Source organism: Collinsella sp. TF11-5AC, assembly GCF_003436775.1.
Lineage (GTDB): Bacteria > Actinomycetota > Coriobacteriia > Coriobacteriales > Coriobacteriaceae > Collinsella.
This window is the reverse complement of the sequence record NZ_QSQO01000031.1, coordinates 1-17001: the sequence shown is the minus strand read 5'-3', so window position 1 is coordinate 17001 and position 17001 is coordinate 1. Positions and strand designations below refer to the sequence as shown.

Below are 17001 nucleotides of genomic sequence, written 5' to 3'. Positions count from 1 at the left end.
AGGCCGCTTATTAGCCCGTCCAAGAATTGGGGCGCAGTTCAACGTGCGGCGGGGGTTCTTTCGTCCTGCGGAGTGTCCGCGAAGGTCAGCCCTCAGATCCTGCTACGACTACGTCCTCGGATTGTGGGGCTGAATGAAGGACGTGGCTGTGGGGGTGCCTTGTCCCGGTCGCTGTTTCGCGGCGTGGCCGCGAAACCACGCGCCACTTTGGGCATGGAGGGCTAGCTGATTGTGGCCTTCTGCTGCCCCAGTGCTGTTTCGCGCTTTGCGCGAAACATCGCAGCACTTTGGGCATAGTGGGGGAGTTGGTTGTCGCTGCCTTCTATTCCCTTGCTGTTTCGCGCCTTTGGCGCGAAAGGCGCAGTACTTTGGGCGTGGAGGCTGGCTTGCGGACTCAGATGACCTAGAGAGATATGGGTGCAAACGAGAAATCGTTGTTGGGGTCGTCCTTTTCCATAAACTCATCGAGACAGAATGTCATATAGATTGGAACGTAAAGGATCTTGCCCTCTTTGCAAAGGTTTTCGTGGCTCAGCACAACGGCCTCGGGAATTTTGTACTCGCCCACACTCATCAAACGGTCGAGGGCTGCATGTGCTCGAACTTTCTTGCCCGATTTGACTTCGATTGGGACAACATGCCCGCGGGCACCTTCGATTACAAAGTCGACTTCACCGACCTCACGCGTTTGGTAGTACCACGTATCTGCTCCGAGGGCAACGAGTTCCTGTGCGACCACGTTCTCATAGAGGCCGCCGAGGTTGGGGGTTTTCATGTCAAGGTAGACGGCGCGTGCCGTGCTGCCGGGATACCGCGATGCGAGCATACCTGTATCGGACTCGTATAGTTTAAAGGCCGTCGTTTTCTCCGTCCTCTTGAGAGGACTTCGTGCCTCCGTCACCTGGGGGACCATCAATCCAACGCCTGCGTTCACCAGCCATAGGAAATCCTGCTCGTATTTTTGAAGACGAGCTCCCTCGCCTAGAGACGAGACGATAAAGCGATGGGACTCCGCCTCAAGCTGAACGGGAATTTGCTCGAAAATGGAGCGAACGTTAAACGCTCGAGTCGATGCATATTTAGAGATATCGCTTTTGTACTGATCGACTAGCTGAATTTGAAGCTCACGCGTTCTCACGAGCGAATAGCCCGAATCGATATAGTTCTGAACGACCTCCGGCATGCCGCCGCAAACGATATAGGCTCTAAAGTTTTTGAGCATCGCCTCATGAATATAGTTTTCGACGGGACGTCTCTCGACAAGGCGGCTGCGAATATCTGCAAGCACATTTTCGCTGACGCTGTTTGCCCAACAAAACTCTTCAAAATCCATCGGCCGCATAACAATGTGCTCGACATACCCTACCGGAAAAGAAGAGATCCCCTTAAACTCAGTCCCAAGCATAGACCCCGAGAAGACATAGCTAAAGCGTCCGTCCTCGACCAGCGCCTTCATAAGTGTAACGATCTGCGGATACTCCTGAATCTCATCGACGAAGATAAGCGTGTCTCCTTCAACAAGCGGTGCATCCGCAAGAAGGGCCACACGGTTGATGAAGTCAATGGAGTTCTTAGCGCCAACAAGTACGTCTCTTGCCTCGGCATCAAGTAGCAGATTGACCTCATAATACGAAGCGTAGTTGCTCTTTCCAAACGCGCGAATCGCATAGCTCTTGCCAATCTGACGCGCACCGGTAACAAGCAGGGCCTTATGGGAGTTATTCTTCCAGCTCAAAAGCCTATCAGTAACCTTGCGGCGTAGCATTAAAACACCTCATTGACAAAAATTGGCAAATAGATTTGCCCCTAATCATACAAAAATTGACAAATAGATTTGACCCAAATCATACAAAAATTGGCAAATAGCAAAGCTCACTTAGGCCTCAAAGCCAGCGAGCCAGCACGGTACTTTGCGAAAAGGCTGGCGGCGCCGTTGTTGAGGGTGGCCAGGTTGGCAGTGGCGCCGTTAGCGTTCTCGGCTGCTTGGGCGCGCAGGAGCGAAAGGGCGTCGGCAGCGTTCATGCAGAAGCCGACGGTAAAGTTCCATACTGCGAACTCACAGCCGCTTGCCGCGGGGTGAAGCGCGATTGGCTATCCCTTTTGTTGGATGAAAAGCCCCGTGTTTTTGCAGGGGTGCATACTCGTCTAATAAATGTATAGAATCTCGTATAGTGCGAGTAAATAATTGCAGTGTCCGTTATGTGTTTAGCAAAGATATAGTTTGCATAATCCAGCCTAATCTCTGCTCTAATTAAATAAAGTCGCACGTAGATGACGTAAACATGTGTGAGCTGGGCTTCTTTACGCTGAGCGGGTAAAAACGACCGTTCACCGTTAAACTATTTTCAAAATGAATAAAATGAGCGATAAAGAGAATATAAACCTTAATAAACTCGCGTATTGCACGGACGCGGGTTATTAATGGGTTGTAGGCCTTTTACAGAAAGGATTCCAGCAATGTCTAAGCCTCTTGGCAAGCCCGACCGCATCGTCGTCGCCCTTGGCGGCAACGCCCTCGGCAACAACCCCGTCGAGCAGATCGAGGCCGTGAGCAACACCGCCCACGCGCTCCTCGGCCTCATCGAGCAGGGCAACGAGATCATCATCACCCACGGCAACGGCCCGCAGGTCGGCATGATCCAGAACGCCTTCGCCGCCGCCCACGACGCCATCGGCACCCCCGAGATGCCGCTGCCCGAGTGCGGCGCCATGTCCCAGGGCTACATCGGCTACCACCTGCAGCAGGGCATCGGCCGCGAGATGCACAAGCGCTATAAGCGTTGGCACGCCGCCACCGTCGTCACCCAGATCGAGTGCGATCCCGACGATCCCGCGTTCAAGAACCCGACTAAGCCGATCGGCCCCTTCTACACCGAGGAGCAGGCCAAGGAGTTCATGGCCGAGGATCCCTCCAAGGTCTTCGTCGAGGATTCCGGCCGCGGCTGGCGTCGCGTCGTCGCCTCCCCCGATCCCAAGAAGATCGTCGAGGCTGACTCCATCCTCAACCTGCTCGACAACGAGTTCATCGTCATCGCCTGCGGTGGCGGCGGCATCCCCGTCGTCCGCGACTACGAGAACAAGGGCTGCTACAAGGGCGTTCCCGCCGTCATCGACAAGGACCTGGGCGGCGAGCTGCTGGCCGAGGACTGCGACGCCGACGTCCTGTTCCTGCTGACCGCCGTCGAGCATGTCGCCATCAACTTTGGCAAGCCCAACCAGGAGGAGCTCGAGGACCTCACCGCCGACGAGGCCGAGCGCCTGGCCGACGAGGGTCAGTTCGGCAAGGGCTCCATGGAGCCCAAGGTCCGCGCCGCCATCAAGTTCGCCCGTTCCCGCAAGGGCCGCACCTGCATCATCGGCGCCCTGGACAAGGCCGCCGAGACCATGGCCGGCCTCTCCGGTACCCGCATCCACGAGTAGTCCCTACTCCGTTGCATCTCTCGTGGGCGCCAGGCAAAGCGCCCACAAACTAGCCTCTCTTCATGAGCCCCGCAGTCCGCTCCGACTGCGGGGCTTTTGCTATCGGTAGTCATTGGGGACAGACTTAAATGAGTAGCACCAATCAACTGCGGAAAGTGCATCCCACAATGAGTGTCCAAAATGGGGCACAGTTTCCCCGGGGCCCTCAACCGGAAAATACATCCCGGAATTTGCCCGAAAAATGGCCCCCAGTTTCCCAAACAGGCCGCTAACGGAAAGCGCATCCCGCTATCGAACTTCAAAGCGGGGTGCGCTTTCCGTGCCAGCAGTTCCGGGCATCCAGAGACCACTCATTTAAGTCTGTCCCCAATGACTAGTAGTAGGCCCACATGGCTTCGACTTCGTTAAGGACCTCTACGACGCCCCAGCGGCGGGCGCTGCGGCTGGCCGAGTTGGGATCGAAGACTTCAATCTGGTCGGCGTCGTCAATACCGTAAAGCACAATGTAGTGGCCCACGTTGGTAAAGGTGCCCGGCCGAACGGCGGCGATGACGGGCGCTCCCGAACGCAGCGCCATAGTCATCGAGTCGCGATCGTTATGAAGCTCCGTTCCGTTAAGTCCCAACTGCCACGCACCGCTCGTCATAAACGACCATTCGGTTGCACCGGTGGGGGCGTAATGCCTGCCTCGGAAAGCGCGCACATATCGACGGGAGTCATATCGGTGCGTCCCGTCTTAAAGATATAGACCATGGTGAGGCACGTAGGCCCGCAAGCATTTTGGCGGATGGTACCGCCGGCGTAAGGCAGCTCCGACCATGCAGGGTCGATCTGATAGATATGGGGCATCGTGCCGGCTTGCCATTGCGAGCGCGGGGTCGAAAAGGCGAAAGAATAACCGGGCGCGACGGGGGCCTTGAGCAGCTTGTCCTCGGCGGTGGGCTCGAGACCGGCCGAGCCGTGGGACATACAGGAGCTCATAAGCACAAAGACCAGACAGATGAGGATAGAGCACAGTGCGAGGCAAAGCTGACGAGCCGGCAGGGCGGGGGCATTCACGAACGATGTCGAGCGGTAGGGCTTGCCGTCGCGTCCGCCTTGGGGATGCGAAAAGAAGCGGTTGATATGGATGCCGGGCTGACGTGCGCCGTTGCGGCGCAGTTGCGGAACCTCGGCTTGGCGCTGTCGAGTGCGCGCGCCCAAGCGGCTATCTTGCTGTGCGCTTGTGCCCGTGCTCGGACGGCCACTCTGCCGTGTTCCGTTTGTCTGCTGCCGAGACGAAGACCTGGGTTGCTCTTGAGGGCGTTGCGGATTGCTGCTCGTGGCACTTCTGGGCGTCGGCGTGGTGCGGCCAGCAAGGCGAACGCTTTGTCGCCGTTGATCACCGTCGTTGTATCCGTATGCCATTCGTACCGCCTTGTCTCATGTATAACCTGTCTATCCTACAAAAAAGATGTGCAACAAATGGGTCCGCGCGTCAAAAGCTCGGTAAACGGTACGAAAGGCGCAAAACACACGGCCTCAAAAACATCTCTCTATGCGTCCGATGAGCGTACGTCCGTCGGACGGGCGACAACAATGAGCGGCAAACCGTGCCGTTCGTCCCAAAAACGGCGCCGCTCGTTTTGCAGTTCTGCCTTCGGTCGAGCTACAAGCGGCGCTGCTGTGCCAAGGCCGTATCTTAAAGCCACGAAATAAAAGCGCGCGGCAAAACAGACCGCGCAAGGGGTGACGTCAAGGGGCGTCAAAAAGGAAAGGAGGGGAACAATGGCGGACAAGAACGCAGAAGTTGCAGTCGAAGATAACGGCGGCATGAAGAAAACGCTTTCGCTCTGGAACTTCTTCACCATCGGCTTTGGTGCCATCATCGGTACCGGTTGGGTTCTGCAGGTTGGCGACTGGATGGTCGTAGGCGGCGGTCCCGTTCCCGCTATGATCGCATTCCTCTTGGGTGCAATCTTCCTCGTGCCCGTCGGAGCTGTTTTCGGTGAGCTCACGGCTGCCATCCCCATCTCGGGCGGCATCGTCGAGTATGTCGATCGTAGCTTTGGCCGTACGCTGAGCTACATCACTGGCTGGCTTTTGGCCCTGGGCAACGGCATCCTGTGCCCGTGGGAGGCCATCGCCATCTCGACCCTCGTATCCGAGATGTTCGGCAGCCTGCCCGGCCTTGAGTGGCTGCGCGCCGTCAAGCTCTACACCATCCTGGGCGCCGATGTTTACCTGTTCCCGACGCTGATTGCGCTCGGCTTTGCAGTCTACGTCATCTTCCTCAACTTCCGCGGTGCCAGCTCGGCCGCCAAGCTCCAGGCCTTCCTGACCAAGGCTCTGCTCTGCGGCATGCTGCTCGCCATGGGTGTCTCGCTGTTCACCGGTTCGCCGGAACACGCCATGCCCGTGTTCTCCCAGGTCACCGGTGCTGGCGGCGGCAAGCCCGCTACCGAGGGCACCAGCCTGTTCGCCGGCATCGTGTCGGTCCTGGTTTTGACCCCGTTCTTCTACGCCGGCTTCGATACCATTCCTCAGCAGGCTGAGGAAGCAGCCGAGGGCCTCAACTGGAACAAGTTCGGCAAGATCATCTCCCTGGCCCTGCTGGCCGCCGGCGGCTTCTACATGGTCTGCATCTACTCGTTCGGCACCATCCTCGACTGGCATGAGTTAGTTAAGAGTCCGGTTCCCGCGCTTGCCTGCCTCAAGGGCATCAACATGCTCCTGTACCTGGCCATGCTCGTCATCGCCACGCTTGGACCCATGGGCCCGATGAACTCCTTCTACGGCGCCACGAGCCGCATCATGCTCGCCATGGGCCGCAAGGGCCAGCTGCCCGAGAAGTTCGCCGAGGTCGATCCCAAGTCCGGCGCTCCCAAGCTCGCCTGCGCCGTTCTGGGCGTCATCACCGTCATCGGTCCGTTCCTGGGCAAGAACATGCTCATCCCTCTGACCAACGTGTCGGCTCTCGCCTTCATCTTCTCCTGCGGCATGGTCGCCCTCGCTTGCCTGCGCATGCGCTTCACCGAGCCCGACCTGCCTCGTCCCTACGAGGTGCCCGGCGGCAAGTTTGGCATCAGCCTCGCTGTCGCTGCCTGCGCCGTCATCATCGGCCTGCTCGTGGTCCCGTTCTCTCCCGCCTCCCTCAACATGGTGGAGTGGAGCATCGTGATCGGCTGGCTGGCCGTTGGCCTGGCCCTCATGGCCTTCACCAATTCCCGCAAAAAATAACGCCTAGCCGGGGCGGATCGGGTGCGCGGACCCCTCTCTTCCGCGCACCGAACCCGGCACCACTTGGGTAGCTTTGTGAGGCCATAACCCAACATGGCCTCGCCCACTATATGGATCCATAAGGAGGAACCATGTCCACTAAGTACGCAATCGTTGGCGGCAAGCTCATCGACGGTACCGGTGCCGAGCCGGTCGAGAACTCCCTCGTTCTCGTCGACGACAACGGCAAGATCGAGTATGCCGGTGCTATGCAGGACCTTCCCGAGGGCGTTGAGGTTATCGACGCCGCCGGCAAGACCGTCCTTCCCGGCCTGATCGACACCCACCTGCACTTCTCGGGCAACCTGACCGACGATGACACCGATTGGGTCATGCAGCCGCTCCTCGAGAAGCAGGCCGTCGCCGTCAAGCAGGCCTACGACTGCCTCACCCACGGCCTCACCACCGTCTGCGAGATCGGCCGCTTTGGTATCCAGATTCGCGACTGCATCGACAAGGGCGTCTTTAAGGGCCCGCGCGTTCTGGCCACCGGTCTGGGCTTCTGCCGTGTTGCCGGTCACGGTGACTCCCACCACTGCACCCAGGAGCTCAACAAGGAATCCCACCCCTGGGGCGATCAGGTCGACGGTCCTTGGGATCTGCGCAAGGCCGTCCGTCGTCGCCTGCGCGAGAACCCCGATGCCATCAAGATCTGGGCTACCGGTGGCGGTATCTGGCGTTGGGACTCCGGTCGCGACCAGCACTACTGCTCCGAGGAGATCCAGGCCGTGGTCGAAGAGGCCAAGATGGTCGGCATCCCCGTGTGGAGCCACTGCTACAACAACCACGCTGCTGCCTACGACTCCGTTCGCTTTGGCTGCGAACAGCTGATCCACGGCTTCGATATCGATGAGCGCACCATGGACCTCATGGCCGAGCAGGGTACCTTCTTCACCCCGACGATCGCCTTCCTGCCCACCTGGTACGCCACCTATCCGCCCGTCTACGTCCCCGAGCTGCACGACAAGTACGAGGGTACCCTGGTCGAGAAGGAGCTGCAGCGCAACTACGACTGCCTGCGCGAGGCCAAGAAGCGCGGCGTCGTCATGACGATCGGCTCTGACTCCTTCTCCTTCGTCACCCCGTACGGCACCTGCTCCATCGAGGAGATGTACGAGTTCGTCGACAAGATCGGCTTCACCCCGGTCGAGACCATCACCTGCGCCACCCTTAACGGTGCCAAGATGTGCCACATCGAGGACGAGACCGGTTCCATCGAGGCCGGCAAGTGCGCCGACCTGCTGGTCGTCAACGGTGACGTCGCCGCCGACATCCATGTGCTCAACACCGACAACATGGACGTCATCATGAAGGACGGCTGGATTGTCGAGGCTGGCACCTTTGGCGAAGCCAACAAATACAGCGCCTAAGATACCGTTTGTCGATAGCTGGATGTAAAACACAGTTTTTGATTGCATAATGCAATGGAGAGGGTCGCTTGCGGCCCTCTTTATTGCTATGGGGTGCGTCAGTAAGAAGGGGATGACGGTGGATCTCAATAGGCTGATTCTGGGCAAGAGTTACAACTCCACCAAGGTCTTTCGTACGGCCCAGCATGTGGTTCAGGCCATTCTACTTGGTGTCGTCGTTCCGGCGCTTATCTTGCTGCTTATCTGGGATTTAACCGATAATCCCAATCCCGTTCCAGGCGTTGTCGTCATTGCCGGCCTGGTCATGCTGTGCTTCTTCTTCTCGTATGTCTTTGTGGTCCCCGACGACCTCACATCGAGCGCAACCGATCGTACGCTTGCCATCGCATCAAAAATATTCGCCTATACGTCGCGCGGCCTTACGCCCGAAGCGGCCCTGGGCGCCTCTAAAATCATCCTGTCCGAGACCATCGCCTCTGCCATCTGCTTTACCGACGGCAAGCAGGTACTGGCAAGCTGGGGCGAGGACTCGGCAAAATGCCCCGCCGGCACCCCGGTGGTGCTCAAGACTACGCTCAACGTGATTGAGACGGGTGAGCAGAGCGTGTTTTCGCGTGACGCTTCCAATGAGACGGGCGGCTATTTTCCCCGCCTGCGCGCCGGCATTGTCGCGCCGCTTACCGTGCGTGGGCATTGCGTGGGCACACTCGAGCTGTATTACCCGCGCCTGAGCAGCATCGATATGCGCCAGACGGCGCTTGCCTCGGGTTTCGCCGACCTTATTTCCACGCAGCTCGCCAGCTTTGAGCTCGAGCGCCAGGATGAACTCACGGCCCGCGTTGAACTCCGCGCTCTGCAGTCGCAGGTCGACCCGCATTTTCTATTCAATACCATCAGCACGATCGTGTCGCTCGTTCGAACCGAGCCCGACAACGCGCGATCGCTGCTAATCGACTTTTCCAACTACTATCGTCAGACGCTTTCTGACTCCGATACGCTCACCACGCTCGAGCACGAGGTGGAACAGGGCACTCGTTATATCAATCTTATGCAGGCCCGGTATGGTGATGGCCGTCTGCGCGTTTCGGTCGACATCGACTTTGAGGTGCGCGACAGCCTGGTGCCGCCGTTTATCTTGCAGCCGCTGCTCGAAAACTGTATCAAGCATGCGCAGCGCGAGACCGAGCCGCTTTCTATTCGTGTTAGGGCTTTTGAGACCGATGACGGCTTGGAGATCATCGTCGAAGATGACGGTATCGGTATGAGCGAAGAAGTCTGCGCGCATCTGTTTGAGCAGCATCGCCGAGAGGAGCCCGAGAGCATTACCGCCGACGGATCCATCAAGCGAGGTTGCGGCCTGGCGCTCTTCAACGTGCTTCAGCGCATCCATTTCTTTTACGGAGAAGATTCTGGCATGCGCGTGAAGTCCCAGGAGGGCGTGGGAACGCAGGTCATCGTCGAGCTGAACGGCGAGCCGCATGAGCCGGCGCCGATGAAGGTGTAGCGCGCGGTTGGATTGAGAGAAAAAAGAGGGGAAGCGCATATGTCCGAGGGATGGAACATCTTGGTGGTTGATGACGAGCCTCCTATTAGGGCTGAGCTACGTTATCTGCTGGAAAAGGATGCACGTGTGGGACAGATTGCCGAGGCGGGCAATGTCACCGAGGCCGTGGAGTCGATTCTGTCGAACAAGCCCGACGTGCTGTTTTTGGATATCACGATGCCCGGCCGCTCGGGAATCGAGCTTGCCGAGACGCTGCAGAACCTAAAAACGCCGCCGGTCGTGGTGTTTGTGACGGCATTTGCCGAGTATGCGGCCGATGCCTATAACCTCGATGCCATTGATTACGTCGTCAAGCCGGTCGAGGATGCCCGCCTGTCAAAGGCGCTCGATAAGATCGAGGCCGCCCTGGGCGTTCGTCGTGTCGTCCATGCTCCGCGCCAGCCCTTGCGCCTGACGGTGGATCGCGGGGGCAAAAAGGTGTTTATCCCCGTGGCGGATGTCTGCTACTTTGAGGCGCGTGCCGATTTTTGCGACGCCGTCTGCGCCGAGGGAACATATCTGATCAATGAGTCGATCTCTTCGCTCGAACGTCGCTTGGGCTCCGAGGGCTTTATTCGCGTTCATCGCAGCTATCTGGTCAATTTGGAAGACGTGCACAATGTTGAGATTGGCTCCACGGGCTTGATGGAGCTCAGGCTCGACCGCGTGAGCTCGACGGTGCCGGTGTCCCGTCGTCGTGCCGCCGAGGTCAAGTCGCACCTGGGGCTTGCGTAAGAGGCTTGCGTGCCGTCGTTTACCACCGCAGGTTTGGCATGACCGTGCGGTGGGCATAATGGGTGGCATCGAATGAAATCGAAAGGATCATTATGCCCGCGCTTATCACCCATCATCTGTTTGGCGAGGAAAGCATCGACCGTCTTCCGCAGGGCGTCATCACGTCCGATGAAGAGCGCATCGCCTTTATCTTGGGCAACCAAGGCCCCGACCCGTTTTTCTTTCACATTCTGACACCGCGTGTTTCCGACTGCACGCTGCTGGCGCAGGTCATGCATCGCTCGCGCATGTCTCGCCAGTTCGCGTGCCTGCGCGACGGCGTGTCGCATCTGCTGCCGCGCGATGCCAGCTTGGGTCGTGCCTTTGCGCTGGGCCTGCTGTCTCATTACGTGCTCGACCGCAACGCTCACCCCTTTGTCTATGAGCAACAGTTTGGCATCGTGGAGTCCGATTCAGAGCTTGAGGATTCGAGCAGTCAGGTCCATGCCGTGATCGAGAGCGACCTGGATGTACTGATGCTGCAGCTTAAACGCGATGGCGCTACGGTTGACGATTACCCGCCGGCGGGCGAGATCGTCACCACCGATCGCATCAATCGCGTGGCCGGCGTGCTGATGAGCTATGTTGCCGGACGCGTGTACGGCATTGACATTCCGGCGGGGGAGTACGGTGCTGCCGTTGCCAATATGCAGCGACTTTACCGCGCGATTGAGCCGGCCGGCTCCGTAAAGACGCGCGCGATCTCGCTGGTTGAGGGCTTGGTGCACGATTATTCGCTGCTCGACGGCCTTGCGCACCGCGTGACGACCGAGCTGCCCGAGCGTACCGGCAACCTGGGCCACTTGGCATGGAAGAACCCCTTTACCGATGAAGTCTCGACCGAGAGCTTCCCCGAGGTCTTTGACCGCGCGCTGCTCGATTACGAGTGCACGGTTGCCCGCTTTATCGAGACCGGCGATATGGAAGCCGTGACCAACCATGTCAATTACAGCGGTCGCGTGCTCGATGCCGATGAGGAGTTCGACCGCGAGGAATAGGGCCCGCGCGTGCCCCTTTGCCGAATCCTTACCGGTGCTTCTGGACAATTGGGGTACGATGAACTAGCTGCATATCGGGCGAATACGAAGGGTCCCTGTCCATGAAATACACCAAGCTCGAGCGTAACTGGGTCATGTACGATGTGGGAAACTCGGCCCTCGTGCTGCTCAATACCTCGGTGGTGCCCATCTACTTTAACGCCATCAATACCGGTGCTTCCTCGGCAGACCTGGTGGTCGCTTGGGGCAACGCTCAGACGATTGCCTCGCTGGTCATTGCCATGCTCATGCCCATTCTGGGCGCGCTTGCCGATTACGCCGGCAACAAGATCAAGTTCTTCTTGGGCTTCTTCCTCACGGGCCTGGTTCTTTGCCTGACGCAGGCTATCCCAATGTCCGCCATGGCATTTTTGACCGTGTACGTGCTGTGCACCATCGGCCTTAACTCTTCTATGACGTTCTACGACGCCATGCTGCCTGACATTACCACCGACGAGCGCATGGACGCCGTGTCCAGCTCGGGTTATGCCTGGGGCTACATCGGTTCCACCGTGCCGTTCATCATCTGCTTGGCGCTTATCATGGGTGGCCCCGCTCTCGGCGTCCCCACCATGCTGGCAACGCGTCTGTCGTTTATCATCACCGGTGCCTGGTGGCTCATCTTTACCCTGCCGCTCATTCGCACCTATAAGCAAAAGTACGGTCGCGAGCGCGGTCCCCAGGACACCATCGGCCACATCGTGGGCGGTGTGTTCTCCGAGGTCGGACACACCATGCGCGAGATCGCCCACAACAAGACCGTGCTGGTCTACATGATCGCGTTCTTCTTCTACATCGACGGTGTGCACACGGTCATTTCCATGGCAACCAGCTACGGCTCGGCTCTGGGTATCGATTCGACCCAGCTGGTGCTGGCGCTGCTCGTCACGCAGTTTGTGGCCTTTCCGTCCGCCATCATCTACGGCAAGCTCGCCGGACGCGTGGGCACGCTCAACATGATTCTGGTGGCGGTCGCCGCCTACATGGGCATTGTGCTGTTCGCCGTGTTCTTCCTAAAGACCGCCTTTGAGTTTTGGGTGCTTGCCATTATGGTCGGCCTGTTCCAGGGCGGCGTGCAGGCGCTCAGCCGCAGCTACTTTGGCCGCATTATTCCCAAGGAAAAGTCCAACGAGTACTACGGCTTCTTTGACATCTTTGGCCGCTATGCAAGCGTTATGGGCACCTTCCTGGTGTCGATCGTCACCTCGCTGACCGGCAACCCGTCGCTGGGCGTCCTTTCCATTGGTGTGCTGCTGGTCGTTGGCTTTATGCTGCTGGTCCGCCTGTCCCGCATGACTCGGGCGGCAGAGCATGCCGCATAGGAGTGAGCGGCTATTGTGCCTGTCCACGGTGCTCTTTTGGGGTTATCCGCAATAAACATTCTGACTTTCGAACAATGATTAGCCCAAGTGGGTATGATGGAGTCAGCTAGGTCGCGGGGCGTCGCCTGTGTTTGGCGGCGTCCCGTTTTTGTGTTGCAGGGAGGGTAAGGCATGAACGCCACGGTCGTGATTCCAACGTATTGGGCGGGCGATGACGCTCGCGCAAACGCCCCTGGCACCTATGACCATTCGACACGACTCAACGCCGACAATCCCGAACTCGACCGCTGCCTGGCCTCGCTTGAGCAGGTGCGCGACATCCCGCGCATCATCCTTTTGGTGGTCTGTCCCGTTTCTGCCACAGCCGATGTGTCGCTGCGCGTGCACGAGATTGTCGACGCGCATCCCACGCTCAAGGTCACCGTTGTCACCAACACCCAGGCCTCGCGCATCGCAGACCGGGTTGCTCAGATCGCGCCCAAGGGTTCGGGCGAGTGCGTGAGCCTGCGAGGTTACGGTGCCATCCGCAACATGGGGCTGGCCTGCGCTGCGGTGCTGGGGCATGACGCGGTTATCTTTTTGGATGACGATGAGGCTGTCATCGACGCCGACTTTATGAAGCGCGCGACCTATGCGTTGGGGCAGCAGACGCGTCAGGGCTTGCCGATCTTGGTCAAGAGCGGCTATTTCTACGATCGCGACGGCTCGCCGTTGGCTCCCACGGACAAGGCGGGCATCTGCCATCGTTGGTGGACCAAGCGCATCGAGTTCAACCGTTGGATGAAAAAGGCGCTCTCGGGCACCCGCATCTCGCGCTCCAACTACGTGTGCGGCGGCCTGATGGCCCTGCACGCCCGCGCCTTTACGCGTGTGGCCTTTGACCCGTTTATCACCCGCGGCGAGGACTTGGATTACCTCTTTAACATGCGCATGTTTGGCTACGACGTGTGGTTCGATAACGAGTGGACCGTGCGCCATCTGCCTCCGGAGTCCGAAAAGCGCTCACCGCGCTTTATGCAGGATGTATACCGTTGGTACTACGAACGGGCCAAGTTGACGTTCGCCGCGCATCAAAAGGAGCTCATTCCCGTTACGGCGGCATCGCTCATGCCCTACCCGGGCCCGTGGATTTCGCGCGAGCTCGACGACCGCGTGCGCAAGACCGCTATGGTCCGCAGCGTGTTTACCCGCGAGCATGAGGGCTACCTGCGCATCTGGCGCCATGGTATCGACGAGGCAAAGGCCTATGCACGCCAAAACGCTGCAAGCTACCTGCGTTTCCAGAGCTTTTGGCCCAAGATCATGGACGGGCTTTGGCGTGACGCACAACTGATCAGTATCCTGGAGGGGGCCGAATGATCGACCGCCGCGCCCAGCGCGATAGTTCAATATCAATCTTTCGCATCATTGCCGTTGCCTGCGCCATTTGCGTGCTGGTGTACTTTATTTTTGCCCTGGCGACCGGAATCGAGCCGATTGCCACGGTGATTGCCTGCGCGCTGCTGTGCATCTTTCTGTGCATCTTTATCTTTTTGACGCTCAATCCCGATTCGGTGCGCTCCCAGTACACCGAGGAGACGCTCTCGGTGGCCTCGGCCATGCTCGAGGACATTAAGGGCGGTTTGACACAGGAGTCGGCGCGTTTGGTGTGCCAGCGCATTTTGCCCGAGACGCGCGCCATGACGGTGGCCATCACCGACGAGGACAACGTGCTTGCCTGCGCGGGCGAGTTTGAGGAAAAGCTACTGCCAGATTCTCCCATCCACACGCTTGCCACACGCTACGTTATCGAACATGGCATCGTGCAATCGTTCAACCGTATGGTGGATGTCGTGGGCTCGGACGGCTCGCACAACCAAGTCCCCGCCGGCATTATCGCCCCCATCAAGGTGGGCGATCGTACCGTCGGCACGCTCAAGTTCTACTACAAGACCCCGCGCGCCGTCGACCGCACCCAGTACGCGCTTGCCTCGGGCTTTGCCGAGATCTTGTCCACGCAGCTCGCCATCCACGAGCTCGAGGTGCAAAAGGAACTCACAGCGCGCGCCGAGGTGCGTGCGCTGCAGGCGCAGATTAACCCGCACTTCCTGTTCAACACGCTGAACACCATTGCATCGTTTACGCGCACCGACCCGCTGCGGGCCCGCGAACTGCTTCGTGAGTTCTCATCGTTCTATCGTGCCACGCTCGACAACTCGGGATCGCTTATTCCGGTCTCGCGCGAGGTCGCACAGACCAAGCGCTACCTTACCTTTGAGAAGGCCCGCTTTGGCGAGGACCGCGTGCTTGCGACGTTCGATGTGTCCGAGGACGTGGAAGATACGCTGGTGCCGGCGTTCGTGATCCAGCCGATTGTCGAGAACGCCGTGCGTCATGGTATGGGCGATGACGACGCCCTGAGGATCGACGTGACCGTTCACCAAGACGGCGAGGATGCAATCTTGATTGCCGTGGCCGATAATGGCGTGGGCATGGATGAGGGTACCGCCGCCAGACTGTTTGACGAGCGCTCTGCCCGTCCCGACGCCAGCTCTCCCCAGGGTGGCGGCGCCGGTGTGGCCATGCACAATATTTCGGAGCGCATCCATCGCTTTTTTGGGCCGCACTCCTATACGCGTGTCGAATCGGCGCCGGGCAAGGGCACCAAAGTGCTTCTTCATCTTGATTTGTCAGAGAGCATCTTTGACATTCAAGAGTAAAATAAAAGGCTACGGGCTCAACGTCATGCGACGGATGCCTGGCGTAGTTAGTTGACGAAAGGTTTTATCCCTATGCTGCGTGCGATGATTGTGGATGATGAGGCGCCGGCTCGCTCGGAGCTTCGCTTCTTGCTCGAGCAAACGGGCAAGATCGGCACGATCACGGAGGCGTCGAGCGTCCGCTCCGCCATCGAGATGCTTATGGAAAGTCGCGTGGATGTCGTGTTTCTCGATATCTCGATGCCCGGTGCCTCGGGCCTGCAACTTGCCGAGGCGCTGCATAAGCTCAAAAATCCGCCGGCGATCGTGTTTGTGACTGCGTATAGCGACCATGCGGTCGAGGCATTCGACGTCGATGCCGTCGATTATCTGATGAAGCCTGTCGAGGAAGCTCGCTTGGATCGCGCGATCGAGAAGGTCATGCAACGCGCCAAGCCGGTTACGGACAGCAAGGTGACCATCGAGCGTATCCCGGTGGAAAAGGGCGGCCGCAAGGTGCTTATTCCCGTGGACGACATTCGCTTTATCATGGCCAAGGACGATTACTCCTGCATCTATACCGTCGATGATCGCTTTTTGTCGACGACCTCGCTGGCGCAGTTTGAGGCCAAGCTCTGCGACTTTGGCTTCTTCCGTGTTCACCGCCGCTATATCGTCAACTTGGCGTGCGTTACGGACGTCGAGACGGTGCCCTCGGGCGCCATCCAGCTGGGCATTACGGGCGTCGACGAACGCGTGCCGGTTTCGCGCCGCCGCGTCGTGCCGCTCAAGAAGGCTCTGAGTCTCTAGCACACTGGCCCCGCAGCCCTGTAGACCCATCGTCTGCGGAGCCGTGGGGCCTTTTTGTATGTATCTGCTGAATCGTTTTTTGCGGAAGGGATCCCATGAACAGCGCAAGCGCCAAGCGCATCGACATCATCTCGGACACCCACGGCTATCTTTCGCCTGCGCTCCTGGATGAGCTTGAGGGCGCAGATCTGATCATCCACGCCGGCGACCTCACGTCAGAGATGGACTACGAGCACCTATGCACCATCGCCCCCGTGCGGGCCGTATTGGGCAACAACGATTACTACCGCGACTACGGCCCCGATGTAGACCGTCTTGCGCTCTTTACCTACGAAGGCCTCAAATTCGCCGTAGCCCATTACCGCGAAGACCTTCCGGTGGGATCCGTAGACGTAGCCATCAACGGTCACACCCACGTAACCAAAGAAGCCCAAGTGGGCCGCTGCTTAGTCCTCAACCCGGGCAGCGCCAGCTACCCCCGAGGCACCCGAGGCCCCACCATGGCCAGAATGCTCGTCAACGACGGCCATGTCATAAGTACCAAGTTTATTGACCTAGACTAACCGCAACAAAAACGGGGGATGCACAAGGCATCTCCCGTTTTTCTTTGAGCCAAAGTAAGAAGTCCAACCAGAACAATCAGACCAACCCCGCCGAGGAACACGCGGGCTAGCCGCGCAGCGGCGCACGCCCGCAAAACTGGTTGAATAATGTGACGGCAGGGAGGGTCTCCGGGGCTGGGGGCGGGGGTTAAGTTTGTCGCGAGTTCCGCACGCAAAGGAAAGCACT

15 protein-coding genes are annotated in these 17001 nt (G+C 58.8%); 11 read left to right on the top strand and 4 right to left on the bottom strand.

Going from position 1 to position 17001, the window contains the following annotated elements; all coding sequences use genetic code 11:
- Positions 1-403: 403 nt before the first annotated feature.
- Both DXD16_RS09765 and DXD16_RS10320 read right to left on the bottom strand, forming a co-directional pair.
- A complete protein-coding gene (locus tag DXD16_RS09765; protein WP_158572444.1) occupies positions 404-1735 on the bottom strand; it encodes an ATP-binding protein in 1332 nt (443 codons plus the stop codon).
- A 137-nt stretch (positions 1736-1872) separates the two neighbouring features.
- Positions 1873-2022: a hypothetical protein gene (locus DXD16_RS10320; protein WP_158551673.1), complete on the bottom strand. Its 150-nt coding sequence runs from the start codon at positions 2020-2022 to the stop codon at positions 1873-1875.
- A 435-nt stretch (positions 2023-2457) separates the two neighbouring features.
- Between DXD16_RS10320 and arcC the strand changes: the two genes are divergently transcribed.
- Complete coding sequence (gene arcC / locus DXD16_RS09760) at positions 2458-3420, top strand: carbamate kinase (protein WP_006235166.1); 963 nt, start codon at positions 2458-2460, stop codon at positions 3418-3420.
- A gap of 373 nt (positions 3421-3793) precedes the next feature.
- Here arcC and DXD16_RS09755 read toward each other — a convergent pair whose 3' ends face one another.
- Positions 3794-4066 carry a papain-like cysteine protease family protein gene (locus tag DXD16_RS09755; RefSeq protein WP_233502701.1) on the bottom strand — a complete coding sequence of 91 codons (273 nt, stop codon included), beginning with the start codon at positions 4064-4066 and terminating at the stop codon, positions 3794-3796.
- A complete protein-coding gene (locus tag DXD16_RS10400; protein WP_199408223.1) occupies positions 4063-4623 on the bottom strand; it encodes a hypothetical protein in 561 nt (186 codons plus the stop codon). The genes DXD16_RS09755 and DXD16_RS10400 overlap by 4 nt, the downstream gene beginning before the upstream one ends.
- 564 nt (positions 4624-5187) lie before the next feature.
- Between DXD16_RS10400 and DXD16_RS09750 the strand changes: the two genes are divergently transcribed.
- From DXD16_RS09750 to DXD16_RS09705, 10 genes are all read left to right on the top strand, one after another.
- Entirely contained in the window at positions 5188-6639 is a 1452-nt protein-coding gene (locus DXD16_RS09750; RefSeq protein ID WP_117655956.1) for an APC family permease, read from the top strand.
- 131 nt (positions 6640-6770) lie between these two features.
- Positions 6771-8048, top strand: coding sequence for an amidohydrolase family protein (locus tag DXD16_RS09745; protein ID WP_117655955.1), 1278 nt, complete (start codon positions 6771-6773; stop codon positions 8046-8048).
- 112 nt (positions 8049-8160) lie between these two features.
- Positions 8161-9552, top strand: coding sequence for a histidine kinase (locus DXD16_RS09740; protein WP_233502700.1), 1392 nt, complete (start codon positions 8161-8163; stop codon positions 9550-9552).
- A gap of 39 nt (positions 9553-9591) precedes the next feature.
- Positions 9592-10326: a LytTR family DNA-binding domain-containing protein gene (locus tag DXD16_RS09735; RefSeq protein WP_117655953.1), complete on the top strand. Its 735-nt coding sequence runs from the start codon at positions 9592-9594 to the stop codon at positions 10324-10326.
- A 92-nt stretch (positions 10327-10418) separates the two neighbouring features.
- On the top strand, positions 10419-11363 hold the full coding sequence (locus DXD16_RS09730) for a zinc dependent phospholipase C family protein (protein WP_117655952.1): 945 nt from the start codon (positions 10419-10421) through the stop codon (positions 11361-11363).
- Between the two features lie 101 nt (positions 11364-11464).
- Entirely contained in the window at positions 11465-12724 is a 1260-nt protein-coding gene (locus DXD16_RS09725; protein WP_117655951.1) for an MFS transporter, read from the top strand.
- 171 nt (positions 12725-12895) lie between these two features.
- Positions 12896-14083: a glycosyltransferase gene (locus tag DXD16_RS09720; protein ID WP_117648129.1), complete on the top strand. Its 1188-nt coding sequence runs from the start codon at positions 12896-12898 to the stop codon at positions 14081-14083.
- Positions 14080-15423, top strand: a complete 1344-nt coding sequence (locus tag DXD16_RS09715; protein ID WP_117655950.1) for a histidine kinase — start codon at positions 14080-14082, stop codon at positions 15421-15423. Before DXD16_RS09720 ends, DXD16_RS09715 begins: the two co-directional genes overlap by 4 nt.
- A 72-nt stretch (positions 15424-15495) precedes the next feature.
- Positions 15496-16212: a LytTR family DNA-binding domain-containing protein gene (locus DXD16_RS09710; protein WP_006235156.1), complete on the top strand. Its 717-nt coding sequence runs from the start codon at positions 15496-15498 to the stop codon at positions 16210-16212.
- A 95-nt stretch (positions 16213-16307) separates the two neighbouring features.
- Positions 16308-16775, top strand: a complete 468-nt coding sequence (locus DXD16_RS09705) for a YfcE family phosphodiesterase (RefSeq protein WP_117655949.1) — start codon at positions 16308-16310, stop codon at positions 16773-16775.
- Positions 16776-17001 lie beyond the last annotated feature (226 nt).